Source organism: Streptomyces pimonensis (assembly GCF_041380215.1).
GTDB lineage: Bacteria > Actinomycetota > Actinomycetes > Streptomycetales > Streptomycetaceae > Streptomyces > Streptomyces pimonensis.
In genome coordinates this window covers 60,547-79,595 of record NZ_JAHWZY010000003.1, presented here as the reverse complement: position 1 = coordinate 79,595, position 19,049 = coordinate 60,547, and the positions used below count along the sequence as shown (strand labels likewise).

At 73.8% G+C, this 19,049-nt stretch carries 17 protein-coding genes and 1 pseudogene; 10 read left to right on the top strand and 8 right to left on the bottom strand.

Annotated features, from left to right (window positions below; genetic code table 11):
* The first annotated feature begins 15 nt into the window (after positions 1-15).
* From KYY02_RS04480 to KYY02_RS04450, 7 genes and pseudogenes are all read left to right on the top strand, one after another.
* Positions 16-2,055 (top strand): bifunctional aldolase/short-chain dehydrogenase, encoded by a 2,040-nt coding sequence (locus tag KYY02_RS04480; protein ID WP_371236102.1) that lies wholly within the window; start codon positions 16-18, stop codon positions 2,053-2,055.
* Positions 2,052-3,497: a rhamnulokinase gene (locus KYY02_RS04475; protein WP_371236101.1), complete on the top strand. Its 1,446-nt coding sequence runs from the start codon at positions 2,052-2,054 to the stop codon at positions 3,495-3,497. The genes KYY02_RS04480 and KYY02_RS04475 overlap by 4 nt, the downstream gene beginning before the upstream one ends.
* 73 nt (positions 3,498-3,570) lie before the next feature.
* A complete protein-coding gene (locus KYY02_RS04470) occupies positions 3,571-4,326 on the top strand; it encodes a (Fe-S)-binding protein (RefSeq protein WP_371236100.1) in 756 nt (251 codons plus the stop codon).
* A complete protein-coding gene (locus KYY02_RS04465; protein WP_371236099.1) occupies positions 4,323-5,825 on the top strand; it encodes a LutB/LldF family L-lactate oxidation iron-sulfur protein in 1,503 nt (500 codons plus the stop codon). Before KYY02_RS04470 ends, KYY02_RS04465 begins: the two co-directional genes overlap by 4 nt.
* A complete protein-coding gene (locus tag KYY02_RS04460) occupies positions 5,822-6,463 on the top strand; it encodes a LutC/YkgG family protein (RefSeq protein WP_371236098.1) in 642 nt (213 codons plus the stop codon). Before KYY02_RS04465 ends, KYY02_RS04460 begins: the two co-directional genes overlap by 4 nt.
* Before the next feature lie 120 nt (positions 6,464-6,583).
* A complete protein-coding gene (locus KYY02_RS04455) occupies positions 6,584-7,360 on the top strand; it encodes an ABC transporter ATP-binding protein (protein WP_371236097.1) in 777 nt (258 codons plus the stop codon).
* A 3-nt stretch (positions 7,361-7,363) separates the two neighbouring features.
* Positions 7,364-7,657, top strand: a pseudogene (locus KYY02_RS04450) (ABC transporter permease); the annotation flags it as partial.
* 35 nt (positions 7,658-7,692) lie between these two features.
* Here KYY02_RS04450 and KYY02_RS04445 read toward each other — a convergent pair.
* Positions 7,693-9,138, bottom strand: a complete 1,446-nt coding sequence (locus KYY02_RS04445) for a dihydrolipoyl dehydrogenase family protein (protein ID WP_371236096.1) — start codon at positions 9,136-9,138, stop codon at positions 7,693-7,695.
* A gap of 117 nt (positions 9,139-9,255) precedes the next feature.
* Here KYY02_RS04445 and trxA point away from each other — a divergent pair, with 117 nt between their 5' ends.
* Positions 9,256-9,645: a thioredoxin gene (gene trxA, locus KYY02_RS04440; protein WP_371236095.1), complete on the top strand. Its 390-nt coding sequence runs from the start codon at positions 9,256-9,258 to the stop codon at positions 9,643-9,645.
* 123 nt (positions 9,646-9,768) lie between these two features.
* Here trxA and KYY02_RS04435 read toward each other — a convergent pair whose 3' ends face one another.
* Positions 9,769-10,800, bottom strand: a complete 1,032-nt coding sequence (locus KYY02_RS04435) for a LacI family DNA-binding transcriptional regulator (protein WP_371236094.1) — start codon at positions 10,798-10,800, stop codon at positions 9,769-9,771.
* 61 nt (positions 10,801-10,861) lie between these two features.
* Positions 10,862-11,524 (bottom strand): TetR/AcrR family transcriptional regulator, encoded by a 663-nt coding sequence (locus KYY02_RS04430; protein WP_371236093.1) that lies wholly within the window; start codon positions 11,522-11,524, stop codon positions 10,862-10,864.
* Positions 11,525-11,647: 123 nt separating this feature from the next.
* On the opposite strand from KYY02_RS04430, the gene KYY02_RS04425 reads away from it, so the two are divergent.
* A complete protein-coding gene (locus tag KYY02_RS04425; protein WP_371236092.1) occupies positions 11,648-12,211 on the top strand; it encodes an NAD(P)H-dependent oxidoreductase in 564 nt (187 codons plus the stop codon).
* Positions 12,212-12,309: 98 nt separating this feature from the next.
* On the opposite strand, the gene KYY02_RS04420 is transcribed toward KYY02_RS04425, so the two are convergent.
* Genes KYY02_RS04420 through KYY02_RS04405 form a run of 4 tightly spaced genes read right to left on the bottom strand, consistent with a single transcriptional unit; the run spans position 12,310 to position 17,099 of the window.
* A complete protein-coding gene (locus KYY02_RS04420; RefSeq protein WP_371236091.1) occupies positions 12,310-13,446 on the bottom strand; it encodes an XdhC family protein in 1,137 nt (378 codons plus the stop codon).
* Positions 13,439-15,556: a xanthine dehydrogenase family protein molybdopterin-binding subunit gene (locus tag KYY02_RS04415; RefSeq protein WP_371236090.1), complete on the bottom strand. Its 2,118-nt coding sequence runs from the start codon at positions 15,554-15,556 to the stop codon at positions 13,439-13,441. The genes KYY02_RS04420 and KYY02_RS04415 overlap by 8 nt, the downstream gene beginning before the upstream one ends.
* Positions 15,553-16,545 carry an FAD binding domain-containing protein gene (locus KYY02_RS04410; RefSeq protein WP_371236089.1) on the bottom strand — a complete coding sequence of 331 codons (993 nt, stop codon included), beginning with the start codon at positions 16,543-16,545 and terminating at the stop codon, positions 15,553-15,555. Before KYY02_RS04410 ends, KYY02_RS04415 begins: the two co-directional genes overlap by 4 nt.
* Positions 16,542-17,099: a 2Fe-2S iron-sulfur cluster-binding protein gene (locus KYY02_RS04405; RefSeq protein WP_371236088.1), complete on the bottom strand. Its 558-nt coding sequence runs from the start codon at positions 17,097-17,099 to the stop codon at positions 16,542-16,544. Before KYY02_RS04405 ends, KYY02_RS04410 begins: the two co-directional genes overlap by 4 nt.
* A gap of 273 nt (positions 17,100-17,372) precedes the next feature.
* On the opposite strand from KYY02_RS04405, the gene KYY02_RS04400 reads away from it, so the two are divergent.
* Entirely contained in the window at positions 17,373-17,987 is a 615-nt protein-coding gene (locus KYY02_RS04400; RefSeq protein WP_371236087.1) for a TetR/AcrR family transcriptional regulator, read from the top strand.
* 151 nt (positions 17,988-18,138) lie between these two features.
* Here the strand turns inward: KYY02_RS04400 and KYY02_RS04395 are convergent, their stop codons facing one another.
* Positions 18,139-19,044, bottom strand: a complete 906-nt coding sequence (locus tag KYY02_RS04395) for a LysR family transcriptional regulator (RefSeq protein WP_371236086.1) — start codon at positions 19,042-19,044, stop codon at positions 18,139-18,141.
* Positions 19,045-19,049 lie beyond the last annotated feature (5 nt).

Below are 19,049 nucleotides of genomic sequence, written 5' to 3'. Positions count from 1 at the left end.
AAGGACTGGACGTTCATGGCAACCCATCCCGAAGCCGCCGCTCTGCTCGCCCGATCGCACCGGCTCGGTGCCGATCCCCGCAACACCAACTACGCCGGCGGCAACACCTCCGCCAAGGGCACCGAGACCGACCCCGTCACCGGGGGTGACGTCGAGCTGATGTGGGTCAAGGGGTCCGGAGGCGACCTCGGGACGCTGGCCGAGGCGGGGCTGGCCGCGCTGCGACTGGACCGACTGCGGGCGCTCACCGACGTCTACCCGGGCGTCGAGCGCGAGGACGAGATGGTCGCCGCGTTCGACTACTGCCTGCACGGCAGGGGCGGTGCGGCCCCGTCGATCGACACCGCGATGCACGGGCTCGTCGACGCCGCGCACGTGGACCACCTCCACCCCGACTCCGGGATCGCGCTCGCCTGCGCGGCCGACGGGGAGAAGCTGACCGCCGACTGCTTCGGCGACACCGTGGTGTGGGTGCCCTGGCGGCGGCCCGGTTTCCAGCTCGGGCTGGACATCGCCGCCGTGAAGAAGGCCAACCCGCAGGCCATCGGGTGTGTGCTCGGCGGGCACGGCATCACCGCGTGGGGCGACACCTCCGAGGAGTGCGAGCGGAACTCGCTGCACATCATCCGCACCGCCGAGGCGTTCCTCGCCGAGCACGGCCGGCCGGAGCCGTTCGGCCCGGTGATCGAGGGGTACGAGGCGCTGTCCGAGGGGGAGCGCCGGGAGCGGGCCGCCGCCCTCGCCCCGTACGTCCGTGCCGTCGCCTCGCAGGACCGTCCGCAGGTCGGGCACTTCGACGACTCCGACGCCGTACTGGACTTCCTGGCCCGCGCCGAGCACCCGCGGCTGGCCGCGCTGGGCACCTCCTGCCCCGACCACTTCCTGCGCACCAAGGTCCGGCCGCTCGTCCTCGACCTGCCGCCGTCCGCCCCGCTGGACGAGGCGGTCGCCCGGCTGAAGGAGCTGCACGCGGCCTACCGCGAGGAGTACGCCGCCTACTACGCCAGGCACGCGGAGCCCGGCTCCCCCGCGATGCGCGGGGCCGACCCGGCGATCGTGCTGGTGCCGGGCGTGGGCATGTTCAGCTTCGGCAAGGACAAGCAGACCGCGCGCGTGGCCGGCGAGTTCTACATCAACGCGATCAACGTGATGCGCGGGGCCGAGGCGGTCTCCACGTACGCGCCGATCGAGGAGTCGGAGAAGTTCCGTATCGAGTACTGGGCGCTGGAGGAGGCCAAGCTCCAGCGGATGCCGAAGCCCAAGCCGCTCGCGACGCGCGTCGCGCTCGTCACCGGCGCCGGCAGCGGGATCGGCAGGGCGATCGCCCGGCGGCTGGTGGCCGAGGGCGCGTGCGTCGTCGTCGCCGACCTGAACGGGGAGAACGCCGCGCAGGTCGCCGAGGAGCTGGGCGGCTCCGACAAGGCCGTCGCCGTGACCGTCGACGTGACGTCCGAGGAGCAGATCGCGGACGCCTTCAAGGCCGCCGTGCTCGCCTTCGGCGGGGTCGACCTGGTGGTGAACAACGCCGGCATCTCGATCTCCAAGCCGCTCCTCGAGACGTCCGCGAAGGACTGGGACCTCCAGCACGACATCATGGCCCGCGGTTCCTTCCTCGTATCGCGCGAGGCGGCCCGGGTGATGACCGCGCAGGAGCTGGGCGGCGACATCGTCTACATCGCGTCCAAGAACGCGGTGTTCGCCGGCCCCAACAACATCGCCTACTCGGCCACCAAGGCCGACCAGGCGCACCAGGTGCGCCTGCTCGCCGCCGAACTGGGCGAGCACGGCATCCGGGTCAACGGCGTCAACCCGGACGGTGTGGTGCGCGGCTCCGGGATCTTCGCGGGCGGCTGGGGCGCCAAGCGCGCGGCCGTCTACGGGGTGCCGGAGGAGAAGCTGGGCGAGTTCTACGCCCAGCGGACGCTGCTGAAGCGCGAGGTGCTGCCCGAGCACGTGGCGAACGCCGTGTTCGCACTGACCGGCGGCGACCTCACCCACACCACCGGACTCCACGTCCCGGTCGACGCCGGCGTCGCCGCCGCCTTCCTGCGATGAGCACCGTGAAGTCCTACGCCGCGGTCGACCTCGGCGCGTCCAGCGGGCGCGTCATGGTCGGCCGCGTCGGCCCCGACAGCCTGGAGCTGACCGAGGCCCACCGCTTCCCCAACCGCCCGGTGCGCGTGCCCGAGGGGCTGCGCTGGGACGTCCTGGGGCTGTACGCCGGTGTGCTGGACGGGCTGAAGGGGGCCGGCGCGGTGGATTCCGTCGGCATCGACAGCTGGGCCGTGGACTACGGACTGCTGGACGCGGACGGGGCGCTGCTCGGCAACCCGGTGCACTACCGCGACAGCCGCACCGACGGAATCGCGGAGAAGGTCTGGGCGGCCGTGCCCGCCGAGGAGCTGTACGCGGCGACCGGTCTGCAGTACGCGCCGTTCAACACGCTGTACCAGCTGACGGCGGCCCGTGACTCGGGCCAAATCATGCAGGCCGAACGGTTGTTGATGATTCCCGACCTGCTGACGTACTGGCTCACCGGTGAGCAGGGCACGGAGCTGACCAACGCCTCGACCACCCAGCTGATCGACCCGCGCACCCGCGACTGGGCGCACGGCCTCGCGGAGCGCCTCGGCATCGACCTCTCGCTGTTCGCGCCGCTGCGCCGGCCGGGGGACGCGGCCGGGGTGCTGCGGCCCGAGGTACTGGAGGAGACCGGACTGGCCGGGCCGGTTCCGGTGACGGCGGTCGGTTCGCACGACACCGCGTCCGCGGTGGCCGCCGTGCCGGCGAACGGCGAGCGGTTCGCGTACATCTGCACCGGCACCTGGTCGCTGGCCGGCCTGGAGCTGGACGCGCCGGTGCTCACCGAGGAGAGCCGGGCCGCCAACTTCACCAATGAGCTGGGGCTGGACGGCACGGTCCGCTACCTGCGCAACATCATGGGCCTGTGGCTGCTCCAGGAGTGCCTGCGGGCCTGGGGGCAGCCGGATCTGGGCGCGCTGCTCCTCGACGCGGGCAGAGTGCCGGCGCTGCGGTCGGTGGTGGACGCCGGGGACGCGGCGTTCCTCGCGCCCGGGCGGATGCCGGAGCGGATCGCCGAGGCCTGCCGGGCCTCGGGACAGCCGGTTCCGGCCACGCCCGCCGAGACCACCCGGTGCATCCTCGACTCGCTGGCGCTGGCCCACCGCAGGGCCGTCACCGACGCGCAGCGGCTCGCCGAGCAGTCGGTCGACGTCGTGCACATCGTGGGCGGCGGCACCCGCAACGCCCTGCTGTGCCAGCTGACCGCCGACGCCTGCGGGCTGCCGGTGGTGTCCGGGCCGACGGAGGCGGCGGCGCTGGGCAACGTGCTGGTGCAGGCCCGTGCCCACGGCCTGGTCGGCGACCTGGCCGGGATGCGGCGGCTGCTCACCCGCACGCAACTGCTGACGCGGTACGAACCGCGCGGCGGTACGCAGCGGTGGCAGGCGGCGCAGGCCCGGCTGGCCCGGGGCTGACACGCTCTCCCCCGGGTCCCCGTTCCCCCACTACCCTGCATCCACCCGATGATCGATCTCACTAGGAGCCGCGATGCGTGTCGCACTGTTCCTGACCTGTGTCAACGACACGCTGTATCCGGACACCGGGCGCGCCGTGGTGAAACTCCTGACCAGGCTGGGCGTCGACGTCGACTTCCCGATGGCGCAGACCTGCTGCGGTCAGGCGCACTACAACACGGGCTACCGTCACGAGGCCGAACCGCTCGCCCGGCATTTCTCCGATGTCTTCAGGGACTACGAGGCGATCGTGACCCCGTCCGGGTCGTGCGGGGCGATGGTGCGGGAGCTGTATCCGCGGATGGGTGAGCGGGCCCGGGCGGAGGGCCGCGGGGACACCCTCGCGGCGGCGCTGGCGCCGGTGGTGCCGAGGACGTACGAGCTCACGGAGTTCCTGGTGGACGTGCTGGGGGTGACGGACGTCGGGGCGTACTACCCGCACAAGGTGACCTACCACCCGACCTGTCACGGACTGCGCGGGCTGGGCCTCGGCGAGCGGCCCCGGCAGCTGCTGCGGGCGGTGAAGGGGCTGGAGCTGGTCGAACTGCCGGGCGCCGAGGAGTGCTGCGGCTTCGGCGGCACCTTCGCCCTGAAGAACTCCGACGTCTCGGCGGCGATGGGCACCGACAAGGTGCGCAACGCCGAGTCGACGGGCGCCGAGGTGCTGTGCGCGGCGGACAACTCCTGTCTGATGCACATCGGCACAACGATGACCAGGCTGCGGACCGGCGTGCGGCCGGTGCACATCGCGGAGATCCTGGCGAGCACAGAGGAGGAGCCGGCCGTATGAGTGGAACGTTCGTAGGAATGCCTGTGTTTCCCCCGCCCGCCCACCCGGCGTTTCCCGAGGCAGCGCGGGACGCCGTGCGCGACACCACCCTGCGCGGCAATCTGCGGCACGCCACGCACACCATCCGCGCCAAGCGCGCCGCCGCGGTCGCCGAGGTGTCCGACTGGGCGGAGCTGCGCGAGGCCGGCAAGCGGATCAAGGACCACACGCTCCGTCACCTCGACCGCTACCTCGAGCAGCTGGAGGAGTCGGTGACGGCGGCGGGCGGCACCGTGCACTGGGCCGTCGACGCCGACGAGGCCAACCGGATCGTCGCCGAACTGGTGAAGGCGACCGGCGAGTCGGAGGTCGTCAAGGTCAAGTCGATGGCCACACAGGAGATCGGCCTCAACGAGGCCCTGGAGGCGGAGGGCATCGCCGCCTACGAGACCGACCTGGCCGAACTGATCGTGCAGCTGGGCAGGGACCGGCCCTCGCACATCCTGGTGCCGGCGATCCACCGCAACCGCGGGGAGATCCGGGAGATCTTCGCCCGCGAGATGAGCGAGTGGGGCCGCCCCGCCCCGGAGGGGCTGACGGACACGCCCGCCGAACTCGCCGAGGCGGCGCGGCAGCACCTGCGGGAGAAGTTCCTGCGCGCCAAGGTCGGCGTCTCCGGCGCCAACTTCATGATCGCCGAGACCGGCACACTGGTGGTGGTGGAGTCCGAGGGCAACGGGCGGATGTGCCTGACCCTGCCCGAGACGCTGATCTCGGTCGTCGGCATCGAGAAGATCGTGCCGACCTGGCAGGACCTGGAGGTGTTCCTGCAGACCCTGCCGCGCTCCTCGACCGCCGAGCGGATGAACCCGTACACCTCCACGTGGACCGGCACCACCGACGAGGACGGCCCGCGCAGCTTCCACCTGGTCCTGCTGGACAACGGCCGCACCGACACGCTCGCCGACGAGGTGGGCCGGCAGGCGCTGCGCTGCATCCGCTGCTCGGCCTGCCTGAACGTGTGCCCGGTGTACGAGCGGGCCGGCGGCCACGCCTACGGCTCGGTCTACCCGGGGCCGATCGGCGCCATCCTCAGCCCCCAGCTACGGGGCACCGGGAGCGGGATCGACGCCTCCCTGCCGTACGCCTCCTCGCTGTGCGGGGCCTGCTACGAGGTGTGCCCGGTCGCCATCGACATCCCCGAGGTGCTGGTGCACCTGCGGGAACGGGTGGTCCAGGGCGGAGAGGCGACACGGGGCGGCAACAAGGTGGTGCTCAAGCCGGCCAAGGGGCACGCCGCCGAGCGCGCCGCGATGCGCGCCGCCCGCTGGGCGTTCACCTACCCCGGAGCCCTGCGCACCGGCCAGCGCCTCGCCTCACGCACCCGTCGTCTCCATCCGCGCACCCTGCCGGGACCCGGCCGCGCGTGGAGCGGCACCCGGGATCTGCCGCCGGTACCGGCGGAACCGTTCCGGGACTGGTGGCAGCGTACGCAGAGCGGGAAGGGAGCGGCGAAGTGAGCAGCAGGGAACGGATCCTGGGCCGGGTGCGGCGTGCCCTCGCCGACGTGCCGGGGGACGACACCCCGTACGAGCGGGCGGTCGCCCGCGGCTATCTGCGCGAGCACGGTGAGCGCACCGCCGAGGAGACCGTGGACCTCCTCGCGGAGAACCTGGCCGACTACCGGGCGATCGTGCACCGCACGGACGCGGCCGGGCTGGCCGGGGTCGTCGCCGGGTTGCTCGCGGCGCGCGGCGCGTCGTCGGTGCTCGTTCCGCCCGGTCTGGACGAGGAGTGGCTCGCCGGGTCGGAGGTGACGCGGGTCGCGGACCGGGCGGAGAGCACCCCGCACGAGCTGGACCGGGTCGACAGCGTGGTCACCGCCTGCGCGGTCGCCGTCGCCGAGACCGGCACGATCGTGCTGGACGGCTCCCCCGACCAGGGCCGGCGCCGGATCACCCTCGTCCCCGACCACCACATCTGTGTGGTGCGCGTCCCGGACCAGGTCGTCTCCTCCGTCCCCCGGGCCCTCGAACGACTCGACCCGGCCCGCCCGCTCACCTGGATCTCCGGCCCGTCGGCGACCAGCGACATCGAACTCGACCGGGTGGAGGGCGTGCACGGCCCGCGCACGCTGGAGGTCGTGCTGGTCGGGTGAACCCCTCCGGGGGGTGCCCCTGACCCCACCCCCCCCCGATACGGGTTCTGCGCCCCGTGTGGTGCGGCCCTCTCCTCCGTAGCGTCGTCGGCATGGCACAGGACGTGCCGGACGGAGGAGATGACGATGGTGCGCAGCGGGGCACGACACGACCACGGCCCGGGACCCGCCCCCGAGGCACTGCGCCTGGTCGAGGTCACCAAGTCCTACGGGACGGGGGACGGTTGCGTGACCGCCCTCGACGGGGTGACGCTCGGCCTGGAGCGGGGCACGTTCACCGCGGTGATGGGGCCGTCCGGCTCGGGCACATCGACGCTGTTGCAGTGTGCGGCGGGTCTGGACCGGCCGGACAGCGGGATCGTGCGGGTGGACGGGACCGAGCTGACGGGTGGCAGCGAGACGGAGCTGACGCAGTTCCGGCGCGGACGGATCGGGTTCGTGTTCCAGCAGTACAACCTGCTGGAGACGCTGACCGTCGCGCAGAACACGGTGCTGCCGCTGAAGCTGGCCGGCAGGCGCGTGGACCGCAAGCGGGCCCGGGAGACCCTGACCGCCGTCGGTCTGGGCGACCGGCTCGGGCACCGGCCCGGCCAGCTGTCCGGCGGCCAGCAGCAGAGGGTCGCCATCGCGCGGGCGCTGGTCGCCGAGCACCGGGTGATCTTCGCGGACGAGCCGACCGGGGCCCTGGACACGCGCAGCGCGCGAGAGGTGCCGGCGCTGCTCCGGCAGGCGGTGCGGGTGCACGGGCGGACCGTGGTGATGGTGACGCACGACCCGGTCGCCGCCTCCTGCGCCGACAGCGTGCTGTTCCTCGCGGACGGCCGTCTCGCCGGCCGGATGGACGCGGTGACCGAGCGGCTGGCGCACCTGGGCGACGACATGACGGCGAGGGCGTGAGCCGTGTTCGTACTGGCCCTGCGGTCGATCCGGCAGCGCCCCGGACGGTTCCTCGCGACGCTGCTGTCCGCCTTCCTGGGCGTGGTGATCATCATGACCTTCCACTCGATGCACGACACGGCCGGCCGGCCGGGCGTGGACGCGGTGAGCTCCGAGACCCTGGGGACGGCGGCCGGTGTGGTCGGCGGATACGGCACGCTGCTGGTGTTCCTCGCCGTCGCCTCCACGCCGACGGTGAACGTGCGGCAGCGGACGGCCGAACTGGAGCTGCTGCGCCGCTCGGGGGCCACTCCGGCGCACGCCGGGCCCCCGACGGCCTGAGCCACTGCGCTTCAGGCGTCCCGGTACGCCTCCAGGAGGCGGAGCCATACCTCGCTGATCGTCGGGTAGGACGGAACCGCGTGCCACAGGCGGGCGATCGGCACCCGGGCGGCCACGGCGACGGTCGCGGCATGGATGAGCTCGCCGACGCCGGGGCCGACGAGGGTGAGGCCGCGCAGGATCTCCTCCTCGAGGTCGACGACCATGCGGGCCCGGCCCTTGTAGCCGTCGGCGTACAGACCGGCGCCGGCGACCGAGGACAGGTCGACGTCGACGGCTCGGACGCGGTGGCCCGCCCGCTCCGCCTCGGCCAGGGAGAGGCCGACGGAGGCCGCCTCCGGGTCGGTGAAGACGACCTGGGGGACGGCGGCGTGGTCGGCGGTGGCCGCGTGCGCGCCCCAGTCCTGCGCCTGTACGGGCTCCCCGGCGGCCCGGGCGACGATGGCGGCGCCCGCGATCCGGGCCTGGTACTTGCCCTGGTGGGTGAGGAGGGCCCGGTGGTTGACGTCGCCGACGGCGTACAGCCAGTCGTGGCCGGTGACGCGGAGGCTGTCGTCGACGGCGAGCCAGGAGCCGGGCTCCGCACCGACCGTCTCCAGGCCGATGTCGTCGGTGCGCGGGGCGCGTCCGGTGGCGAAGAGGATCTCGTCGGCCTCGATCCGGTCACCGCCGTCGGTGGTGACCAGGACCGTGCCGTTCTCCCGGGTCACCGACTTCACGGAGGTGCCGGTGCGGATCTGCGCGCCGGCCTCGGTGAGCGCCTCGGCGACCATCTCGCCGACGAACGGCTCCATGCGGTTCAGCAGGCTCCCGCCGCGGACGAGGACGGTGACCCGTGAGCCGAGGGCCTGCCAGGCGCAGGCCATCTCGGTGGCGACGGCCCCGCCGCCGACCACGACCAGCCGGCCGGGCACGGACTGCGCGCTGGTGGCCTCGCGGCTGGTCCAGGGCCGCACCCCGTCGAGTCCGGGCAGGTCGGGCAGCCGGGCGCGGCTGCCGGTGCAGACGGCGACGGCGTGCCGGGCGATGAGGACCCGCCGGCCGCCGTCGGCGCCGGCGACCGCGACGGTGCGCGGACCGGTGAGCCGGCCCTGACCGCGGTACAGGTCGGCTCCGATGCCCTCCAGCCACCGGACCTGGCCGTCGTCCTTCCAGTCGGAGGTGAAGGAGTTCCGGCGGGCGAGTACGGCGTCGGCGTCCAGGGGCCCCTGGACGGACCGGCTCGGACCGGGGACGCGGAGGGCGTCGGCCCGGGCCACGACCGGGCGCAGCAGGGCCTTGCTGGGCATGCACGCCCAGTAGGAGCACTCGCCGCCGACCAGTTCGCTCTCCACGACCGCGGTGGTCAGCCCGGCGGCACGGGTGCGGTCGGCGACGTTCTCCCCCACGGGCCCGGCGCCGAGCACCACGACGTCGTAGGCGGTTGATTCCGGTTGCGTCGATTGCGTTTCCGTCATGGCGTCAGTCTGGTGGGTGGTGTGCCCCGGGGCCACACGGGTAGGGGCGCGGAATACGTGACCGGCCGGCCGTGTTGTGCCGACGGACCGACCCGACCCAGGAAGAGGGAACGCGCGATGAGCAGCACCGTGGAGCTCACCAAGGAGAACTTCGACCGGACGGTCACGGACAACGAGTTCGTACTGATCGACTTCTGGGCGGCCTGGTGCGGTCCGTGCCGCCAGTTCGCACCGGTGTACGAGAAGGCGGCGGAGGAGAACCCCGACCTGGTGTTCGGCAAGGTGGACACCGAGGCGCAGCCGGAACTGGCCGCGGCCTTCGGCATCCAGTCGATCCCGACGCTGATGATCGTGCGCGACCAGGTCGCCGTGTTCGCCCAGCCGGGTGCGCTGCCCGAGGCCGCTCTGACGGACGTCATCGGGCAGGCCCGCGAGCTCGACATGGACGACGTCCGCAAGCAGATCGCCGAGCAGCAGGCGCAGCAGGGCGAGACGCCGGACGCCTGAGACGGCCGCGGCCGCGCCTCCGGAGGAGGCGGCACCCCGGGCGGAGGTACCGGGGGTGCTCGCCCCGGTACCCCTTCGCGTCCCCATGGCGCAGCCGCGTCTCGGCACGGCCCCGCGCGCCTGTCAGCTGGACTCGCGCCGTATCACCGAGGCCCCCAGCACCTTGTGCGCCCCGGGTGCCGCGGCCGGGTCGCGCACCGCGCGATCGACCAGTCCGGCCAGCTCGCGGCCGGCCGGCAGTTCGAGGTGGACGGTGCTCAGCCGGGGCCGCAGCAGCCGGCCCAGCATCAGGTTGTCGGCGCCCAGTACGGCGGTCTCCTCCGGGATGCGGACCCCCTCGTCCTGGAGCGCGCGCATCAGCAGCATCGCGTACTCGTCGTTGTAGGTGAACACGGCGTCCAGACCGAGCGCGCGCCAGCGGGCGGCCAGCCGGGCGGCGGCGCCCTCGTCGAGCGCGAGCGGCAGCTCGGTGACCGTGGCGCCGGTGCCGCGCAGGGCGGCGCGCACGCCGGCCAGGCGGGGCGCGGAGAACGCCTCCAGGCCGGGCTCCCCGGGAACGACCACGCCGATCCGGCGGCGGCCCCGGTCGAGGAGATGGGCGCCGGCGCTGTGTCCGACGACGTCGTGGTCCATGAGCAGGGCGTGCGCGCCCTCGACGGGCTCGGGACCGAGGGTGACCACGGCCCGCGCCCCGGAGCGTTTGAGCACCTCGACGCCGCGCGGGCCGAGCCCGGAGCCGGGCACCAGGACCGCCACGGGCCTCAGCTCGGCCCAGGCGCGGGCGGCCTCGTCGTCGTGCAGGCCGACGGTGCCGTACTGCACGACCGTGTAGTCGAGGCGGGCGAGGGAGGCCTGGAGATCGTTGATGAACCGGCTGTAGAGCGGCCCGACGGGGAAGGCGGGCGCGGGCATCAGGACCGTGCGGCTGTGTCCGGCGCGCAGGCTGCGGGCCGCCGCGTGCGGCACGTACCCGAGTTCCCTCGCGGCCTCGCGGACCCGGCGACGGGTGGGTTCACTGATCCGGACGGCACCGGCGTTGTTCAGGACGTAGGAGACGGTCGCACGCGAGACGCCGGCCAGGCGGGCCACATCGGCGCTCGTGGGTACGGAGCGTGCCGGTGCGGGGGGCGCGGGCGTGTTCGTTATCTGCACCATGACGTACGGCATCCTCGCAGAAGCCGTAACCGGTCGATCATCCGGGGGAGTTGACACCTCGTCAGCGGACGGCCGCCGGGCCCGTCACCCGGTCGACCAGGTCCAGCCACGCGGACTCCAGCCGCTCCGGCGGCATGCCGCACTGCCGTATCAGATGGTGGATCAGGGCGGGGTCGAGCTGGGCCATCAGCGTGTGGGCGAGGACTTCGCAGTCCGCCTCCGGGACCGCCTCGCGCAGCAGCAGGGTCACATGGTGGCGCAGTACGCGGCGGGGCGGACTGGTGAAACGGCGGCCCGCTCCCGGCTCGGCCGCCAGTTGCAGTTCCAGCTCCTCGGCCGTGCGGCGGAGCGTCGCGAGGCCGAAGGCGCGCAGCCGCTCGGCCGGGGGCGCGCCCGGCCCGAGCGGCGGGGGGCCGGTGAGGAAGGCGGCCTGGAACTTCTTCTCGGAGTGGTCGAGGAGGGCGGTGAGTAGACCGGTGCGGTCGCCGAAGCGGCGGAAGACCGTCCCCTTGCCCACGCGGGCCGCCGCCGCGACCTCCTCCATGGTGATGCTGTCGGCCCCGCGCTCGGCCACGAGCAGCGCGGCGGCCTCCAGCAGGCGGGCCCGGTTGCGTGCGGCGTCGGCGCGCAGGCAGGGCTCGTCGGGGTCGGTGCCGAGTTGCAGCAACTCCTGCGGCTGTGCGGGGTCCTGGGGTGCCGGGGCTGGCGGCGGCGCGGCGGACATGAAGCCAGCGTAAAGCATCGGGAAGAAACTGGACCGCAGTCCGGTTCAAGTGCTACAACGGATAAACGGACCTCGGTCCGGATTGTTTCGGCAGTATTTCGGCATCCCCCCTGGAGTTCTCCCATGTCTGTTCGCATCCTCGCCCTCGTCGGCAGCCTCCGCGCCGGCTCGCACAACCGCCAGCTCGCCGAGGCCGCAGTCAAGCTCGCTCCCGCGGGTGCCGAGGTGGCGCTCTACGAGGGGCTCGCGGAGATCCCCTTCTACAACGAGGACCTCGACGTCGAGGGCGGCGTCCCGGCCGCCGCCGCCGCGCTGCGCGAGGCCGCCGCGGGCGCCGACGCCCTGCTGCTCTTCACGCCCGAGTACAACGGCACGGTCCCGGCCGTCCTGAAGAACGCCATCGACTGGCTGTCCCGCCCCTACGGCGCCGGCGCCGTCAACGGCAAGCCGGTCGTCGTGATCGGCACCGCCTTCGGCCAGTACGGCGGCGTCTGGGCGCAGGACGAGGCCCGCAAGGCCGTGGGCATTGCCGGCGGCAAGGTGATCGAGGACATCAAGCTCTCCATCCCCGGCTCGGTGACCCGCTTCGCCGAGACCCACCCGGCCGACGACAGCGAGGTCGTCGGCCAGCTGACCGAGGTCATCACCCGTCTCCACGGCCTCATCGACGCGCCGGCAGCCGTCTGAGCCCACCCCGCGAGGGCCGGAGCACCGCCTCCGGCCCCGGCCCGGCACGCACGGCGAGGGGGCCGGAGCCGCATCGCTCCGGCCCCCTCCGCGTGGGCTCAGGCGACTGCCGGCGCGTTCCGCTCCTCGTGGTGGATCGGGGTGTCCGAGCCCGTCAGGGGGACGCCCGTGCCACCCCGGCGGGTGGCGACGATCTCCGCCGCGATCGACAGCGCCGTCTCCTCGGGGGTGCGGGCGCCGAGGTCGAGGCCGATCGGGGAACGGAGGCGGGCCAGCTCCCGCTCGCCCACGCCCGCCTCGCGCAGACGGCGCTCGCGGTCGGCGTGGGTGCGCCGCGAGCCCATCGCGCCGACGAACGCCACCGGCAGGCCCAGGGCCGCCTTCAGCAGCGGTACGTCGAACTTCGCGTCGTGGGTGAGGACACACAGCACCGTGCGCGCGTCGGTCCCGGTGCCCCGCAGATAGCGGTGCGGCCAGTCGACCACGACCTCGTCGGCCTCCGGGAAGCGGGCCCCGGTCGCGAACACGGGCCGCGCGTCGCACACCGTGACGTGGTAGCCGAGGAACTTGCCCGCCCGCACCAGCGCCGCCGCGAAATCGACCGCCCCGAAGACGATCATGCGGGGCGGCGGCGCCGAGGACTCCACGAACAGGGTGAGACCACCGGGGCAGCGCGTCCCGTCCTCCCCGACGGCGACCGTGCCGGCGCGGCCGGCCCCCCACAGCGCCCCGGCCTCCCCGGCCGCCGTCCGGTCCAGTTCGGGAGCGCCGCCGAGGCCACCCTCGTACGACCCGTCCGGGTGGACGAACAGGGCCCTGCCGAGGAGTTCCGCCGGGCCCCGGACGACCCGGGCCAGTGCTCCCGGTCCGCCCCGGAGGACGGCCGACAGCGCCGCCTCCAGCACCGGCCGGACAGGCGCCTGCACGCCGACCGGACTCACCATGATGTCGATGACTCCACCGCAGGTCAGGCCGGTGGCGAAGGCCTCCTCGTCGCTGTACCCGAACCGTTCGACACGGGTCTCGCCGTCCTCCAGGGCCTGGGCGCACAGGTCGTACACCGCGCCCTCCACGCACCCGCCGGACACCGAGCCGATCGCCGCGCCCCCGCGGTCGACGGCGAGGGCGGCGCCGGGCCCGCGCGGCGCGCTGCCGCCCACGGACACCACCGTGGCCACGGCGAACTCCCGGCCCTCGGTCAGCCAGCGGTGCAGCTCGCCGGCGATGTCAAACATCCGCTCCTCCCGCCCGCAGCACCCGGTCCGGACGGATGGGCAGGTTCCGGTGGCGTACGCCGGTCGCGTGCCAGAGCGCGTTGGCGACGGCCGCCGCCGCGCCCACGATGCCGACCTCGCCGATGCCCTTGATGCCGACGGGGTCGTCGGGGTCCGGGTCGTCGATCCAGTCCGCCTCGACCTTCGGCACGTCGGCGTGGGTGGCGACGTGGTAACCGGCCAGATCGGCGCCGTAGAGACCGCCAAAGGCGCGGTCCCGGACCGCCTCCTCGTGCAGGGCCATCGAGATGCCCCAGGTCATGCCGCCCACCAGCTGACCGCGCGCGGTGAGCGGGTTGACGATCCGGCCCGCGGCGAAGACGCCGAGCATCCGGCGCACCCGCACCTCTCCGGTGGCGACGTCCACGGCCACCTCGGCGAACTGCGCCCCGAAGGAGTGCCGTTCCCTCGGGGCGAGGGCGCCGAGGGCGGCGGTGGTGTCGGACCGTACGGTGACGCCCTCCGGGGGCACGGCGCCTCCGGGGACGAGCCGGCCGCGCAGTTCCTCGGCGGCGGCCGTGACCGCCCAGGCCCAGGAGCGGGTGCCCGTGGAGCCGCCCGCGATCCCCGCCGGGCCGAAGTCGCTGTCGCCGATGCGCACCCGTACCCGGTCGGGCGCCACCCGGAGCGCGTCGGCGGCCACCAGGGTGAGCGCCGTGCGCGCCCCGGTGCCGACGTCGGCCGCGGCGATCCGCACGGTGTAGGTGCCGTCCGCCTCCGCGGTCACCGCGGCCGTCGACGGAAGGGCGCCCGAAGGGAAGGAGGCCGCGGCCGTGCCGGTGCCGAGCAGCCAGCGCCCTTCGCGGCGCGTCCCCGGGCGCGGGTCGCGGCCCGCCCAGCCGAAACGGCGGGCGCCCTCGCGGAAGCAGGCGGCGAGGTTACGGCCGGCGAACGGCAGCCCGGAGACCGGGCCGCGTTCGGGGTCGTTGCGCAGCCGCAGCTCCACCGGGTCGATGCCGCACCGCTCGGCCAGTTCGTCGAGCGCCGCCTCCAGCGCGAACGACCCGGGCGCCTCGCCCGGCCCGCGCATCCACGTCGGGGACGGCACATCCAGCCGTACCACCTCGTTCGAGGTGCGGTGGGCGTCGGCGTCGTACATCACACGCGCCACACCGGCGCTCGGCTCGACGAACTCCCAGACCGTCGACGTCTGGTTCAGCGAACGGTGCTCGAGGGCGCGCAGCCGGCCGTCGGGGCCGGCGCCGAGCCGGACCCGCTGGACGGTGGGACTGCGGTAGCCGGTGAGCGAGAACATCTGTCGTCGCGTCAGGACGACGCGGACCGGCCGCCGCAAGGCGGTCGCGGCCATCACGGCGGACACCTGGTGGGCCCGTAGGCCCTTGCTGCCGAAGCCGCCGCCGACGTGCTCGGAGCGCACCCGCACCGCGGACGCCTCCAGTGAGAACATCCGCGCGATCTCGTCGGCGACCCAGGTGGTGCCCTGGTTGGAGTCGACGACCTCGAGCCGGCCGCCGTCCCACAGGGCGGTCGCCGCGTGTGGCTCCATCATGGCGTGGTGCTCTTCGGGCGTGGTGTACTCCACGTCCACCACGTGGGCGCAGGTGGCGAGTTCGGCCTCCAGGTCACCCTTCTCCGTCACCGCGGGCAGGTGCCCGTCCGCCGCGTAGGCGTCCGGGCGGCCGGCGGAGAGCCCGATGTCGTGCGGCTCCCGCTCGTAGGTGACGACGAGCACCTCGGCGGCCTCCCGGGCCTCTTCCGGCGTCTCGGCCACGACGAGCGCGACGGGCCAGCCGGCATGCGGGACCCGGTCGTTCTGGAAGACCGCGGCCGTCGGGTCCGGTGGAACGCCCAGCATGCCGATGTAGTCGGTGTCGAGACGCGGGGCGTTCCCGTGGTGCAGGACGGTGAGCACACCCGGCATGCCGAGCACCGGCTCGGTCCCGACGGACAGGATCCGGCCGCGGGCGACGGTGGACAGCACCAACCAGCCGTGGGCGAGGCCGGCGAAGGGGACCTCGCCGGCGTACCGGGCGGCTCCGGTGACCTTGTCGCGGCCCTCGACGCGGGTGTGCGCGGTACCGACGGCGCCTGCCGTCGTCGCGGTGGTCATCGGGCGGCCTCCTCGGCCAGTTCGGACAGCACGGCCACCACGAGGTTGCGCATGAGGGTCACCTTGTATCCGTTGTCGGGCAGCGGCCTGGCGGCCGCGAGTTCGGCGTCCGCCGCCGCCGTGAAGTACTCCGCGGTGGCCGGGGCGCCGTTCAGCACGCGTTCGGCGGCGCGGGCCCGCCAGGGCCGGGACGCCACGGCCCCGAGGGCGAGGCGGGCCTCGCGCACGACTCCCCCGCCGACGTCGAGGGCGGCGGCGACCGAGCCGATCGCGAAGGCGTACGAGGCGCGTTCGCGGACCTTGCGGTAGCGCGAGCGGGCGGCGACCGGCGCGGGCGGCAGGGTGACGTGGGTGATGAGCGCGCCGGGCGGCAGGGCGGTCTCCCGGTGCGGGGTGTCACCCACCGGGAGGTAGAAGTCGGCCAGCGGCGACTCCCCCGGTCCGTCGGCGGTTTCATAGGAGACGACCGCGTCGAACGCGGTCAGCGCCACACCCATGTCGGAGGGGTGGACGGCCACGCAGTGGTCGGAGGCTCCCAGGACGGCGTGGTTGTGGTGCTCGCCCTCGACGGCGGGACAACCGCTGCCGGGGACACGCTTGTTGCAGGGCCTGGTCACATCGGTGAAGTAGCCGCAGCGGGTGCGCTGGAGCAGATTGCCGCCGACGGTGGCCATGTTGCGCAACTGCCCGGAGGCGCCGGCGAGTACGGCCTGGGCGAGGGCGGGGTAGTTCCGGCGGATCCCGGGGTGTGCGGCGAGGTCGCTGTTGGTGACGGTGGCGCCGATGCGCAGCCCGCCGTCGCCGGCCGGTTCGATCCGGTCCAGCGGGAGGGCGCGGACGTCGACGAGCCGGGCCGGGCGCTCGACACCGCTCTTCATCAGGTCGACGAGGTTGGTGCCGCCGCCGAGGTAGCGGGCGTCGGGGTCGGCGTCGAGCAGCGCCACCGCACCCGGGACGTCGTCGGCGCGCCGGTAGTCGAACTCCCTCATGCTGCGGCCTCCCCGGTCTCGCCGCGGTGCTCCGCGGCAGCGCGGGCGACCGCCTCGACGATCTGCACATACGCGCCGCAACGGCACAGGTTGCCGCTCATGCGTTCTCCGATCTCCTCTGGGGTCAGGGGCGGCGGTCCCGCTTCGGGCCGCACGTCCCCGGTGACGGCGCTGGGCCAGCCCGCCGCGTGCTCCTCGATGACGGCGACGGCCGAACAGATCTGGCCGGGGGTGCAGTAGCCGCACTGGAAGCCGTCCAGGTCGAGGAAGGCCTGCTGCACCGGGTGCAGCCGGTCCCCGTCGGCCAGGCCCTCCACGGTGGTGATCTCGCGCCGGTCGGACGCGACGGCCAGTTGCAGGCAGGACACGGTGCGGCGGCCGTCGACCAGGACCGTGCAGGCACCGCACTGTCCCTGGTCGCAGCCTTTCTTGGTACCGGTCAGATCCAGGTGCTCGCGCAGGGCGTCGAGCAGGGTGGTGCGGTGGTCGACGGACAGCGTGTGCTTCTCGCCGTTGATGTCCAGGGTGACGCTGCTGGACGTCGAGGGGGCCATGGGCAGCCTTCTTTCGGGATCTGGAAGGCGGACGAGTCGATGACATGGGGGGGGTGGGCCGTGAGGAACGTGGAGTGTTCGGGACCGCGCGGAGGAAAGGGAGGCACCGGGAACGCACCGGTCGTCGAGGACATGGAACCGGGCGTCCCGCGCCGTCCGTGTCCACCGATACGATGGACACGAAACGGACAGCTGTCCGTTACCCCAAGAACGTAGTGGACAGCTGTCCGGTTCTCAAGTACGGGTTTCGGTCACGGTCCGGGAGGAGGACGAGTGGAGCACGAGAAGGACGCGCGCCCGTGCGCGCGGACACCGCGGAGCACGACACCGCCCCTGCGCTCGGACGCGCAGCGCAACCGCGAGCGCATCCTGGAGGTGGCCCTCATCGAACTCACGCGCGCGGCGGACACCCCGCTGAGCGTGATCGCCAAGAAGGCGGGCGTCGGGCAGGGCACGCTCTACCGGAACTTCCCCAGCCGTGAGGCGCTCGTCATGGAGATCTACCGGTACGAGATGCAGCAGGTGGCGGACAGCGCGGCGCAGTTGCTGAGCACGCGGGAGCCCGACTGCGCGCTGCGCGAGTGGATGGACGGACTCGCCCGCTTCGCCATGGCCAAGGCCGGACTGGCCGACGCCATCCGACAGGCCGCCAGCGGGCCGGGAAGCCCGGCGAAGCCGGGACACAGCTCGGTGACCGAGGCGGCGGAACTCCTGCTGCGCAGCTGTGAGGAGGCCGGATCCATTCGTCCGGGGGTGACCGCGGACGACCTCGTCCTCGCCATCGGCGGCCTCTGGCAGCTCGATCCCGCCGAGGACTGGCAGCCGCGCGCCACCCGGCTGCTGGACCTGGTCATGGACGGCCTGCGGACCGGGGCGCCGGGACGGTAGCGCACCGGCAGGAACGCCGGCCCGCCGGTGGACGGACCACCCGTCGGCTCCGCCCTCCCCCACGCGGGCGCCACGGCCCCGGCCGCCGGCGCCGCCTCCGGTGGCCCGCACGGACGCCCGCGTGTCGGGGAGGCCGGCCGCCGTCCCGCTCTCAGGCGACCGCCGTGGGCGCCAGCTCGCGCAGCTCCCACAGGGCGGCGGCCACCGCCGGGCGGGCGTGGCCGCCGCCGCGGGTGCAGGTCAGCAGTCTGCGGCGCGGGTTGCCGGTGCAGTGCACACGGGTGACCGGAAGGTCCGGGGCGAGACGGGCGAGGCGCGGAATCAGGGCGACGCCGAGGCCGTGGGCGACGAGATGGGCGGTGACGTTCCAGTCGCAGGCGTGGTGGACGACGTCCGGGGCGAAGCCGGCCGCACCGCACGCGGCCAGCACGTGCGGCCGGCAAGGGCTGTCCGGCACCGGCACGATCCACGGCTCGCGCGCCGCCTCGGCGAGGTCGATCCGCTCGTGCCCGGCCAGCGGATGCACCGCCGGGACCACCAGGTCGAACGGGTCGTCCAGCAGCGGCTGCTGGTCGAACCGCGTGTCGCTCAGCGGCGGGTTGCGCGGGGTGGACTCGACGACGGCCAGATCGACGGCCCCTTCGAAGAGCAGGTCGAAGCTCCGCGTCACCTCCGCCTCCGCGATCCGCACGGACAACCGCGGATGACGCTCGCCCAGCCGGACGGCCATCGGCGCCAGCAGCACCGAGATCGCCACCGGGAACCCCGTGACACGCAGCACCCCGGCCGGGGCGCCCTGGTCGGCGCTCAGGTCCCGTTCGGCCTGGTCCCAGCGCGCCTGGATCGCGTCGGCGTGCGCCAGCAGGCTCTCGGCGGCCGGGGTGAGCCGCACCCCCCGCCCCTGCGGCTCCAGCAGGTCGACGTCCAGGTCGCGGGCGAGTTGACGGATCTGCTGGGAGGCGGCGGACGGGGTGAAGTGCAGCGCGCGGGCGGCCGCGGTGACCGTGCCGTAGTGGGCGACCGCCCTGAGGACGTGCAGCCGACGCAGATCAATCATGAAGT

Coding starts and splice junctions, on each gene's coding strand:
- KYY02_RS04480 (WP_371236102.1), top strand. CDS start 16: ATGGCAACCCATCCCGAAGCCGCCGCTCTGCTCGCCCGATCGCACCGG.
- KYY02_RS04475 (WP_371236101.1), top strand. CDS start 2,052: ATGAGCACCGTGAAGTCCTACGCCGCGGTCGACCTCGGCGCGTCCAGC.
- KYY02_RS04470 (WP_371236100.1), top strand. CDS start 3,571: ATGCGTGTCGCACTGTTCCTGACCTGTGTCAACGACACGCTGTATCCG.
- KYY02_RS04465 (WP_371236099.1), top strand. CDS start 4,323: ATGAGTGGAACGTTCGTAGGAATGCCTGTGTTTCCCCCGCCCGCCCAC.
- KYY02_RS04455 (WP_371236097.1), top strand. CDS start 6,584: ATGACGATGGTGCGCAGCGGGGCACGACACGACCACGGCCCGGGACCC.
- KYY02_RS04445 (WP_371236096.1), bottom strand. CDS start 9,138: ATGACGGAAACGCAATCGACGCAACCGGAATCAACCGCCTACGACGTC.
- trxA (WP_371236095.1), top strand. CDS start 9,256: ATGAGCAGCACCGTGGAGCTCACCAAGGAGAACTTCGACCGGACGGTC.
- KYY02_RS04435 (WP_371236094.1), bottom strand. CDS start 10,800: ATGGTGCAGATAACGAACACGCCCGCGCCCCCCGCACCGGCACGCTCC.
- KYY02_RS04430 (WP_371236093.1), bottom strand. CDS start 11,524: ATGTCCGCCGCGCCGCCGCCAGCCCCGGCACCCCAGGACCCCGCACAG.
- KYY02_RS04425 (WP_371236092.1), top strand. CDS start 11,648: ATGTCTGTTCGCATCCTCGCCCTCGTCGGCAGCCTCCGCGCCGGCTCG.
- KYY02_RS04420 (WP_371236091.1), bottom strand. CDS start 13,446: ATGTTTGACATCGCCGGCGAGCTGCACCGCTGGCTGACCGAGGGCCGG.
- KYY02_RS04415 (WP_371236090.1), bottom strand. CDS start 15,556: ATGACCACCGCGACGACGGCAGGCGCCGTCGGTACCGCGCACACCCGC.
- KYY02_RS04410 (WP_371236089.1), bottom strand. CDS start 16,545: ATGAGGGAGTTCGACTACCGGCGCGCCGACGACGTCCCGGGTGCGGTG.
- KYY02_RS04405 (WP_371236088.1), bottom strand. CDS start 17,099: ATGGCCCCCTCGACGTCCAGCAGCGTCACCCTGGACATCAACGGCGAG.
- KYY02_RS04395 (WP_371236086.1), bottom strand. CDS start 19,044: ATGATTGATCTGCGTCGGCTGCACGTCCTCAGGGCGGTCGCCCACTAC.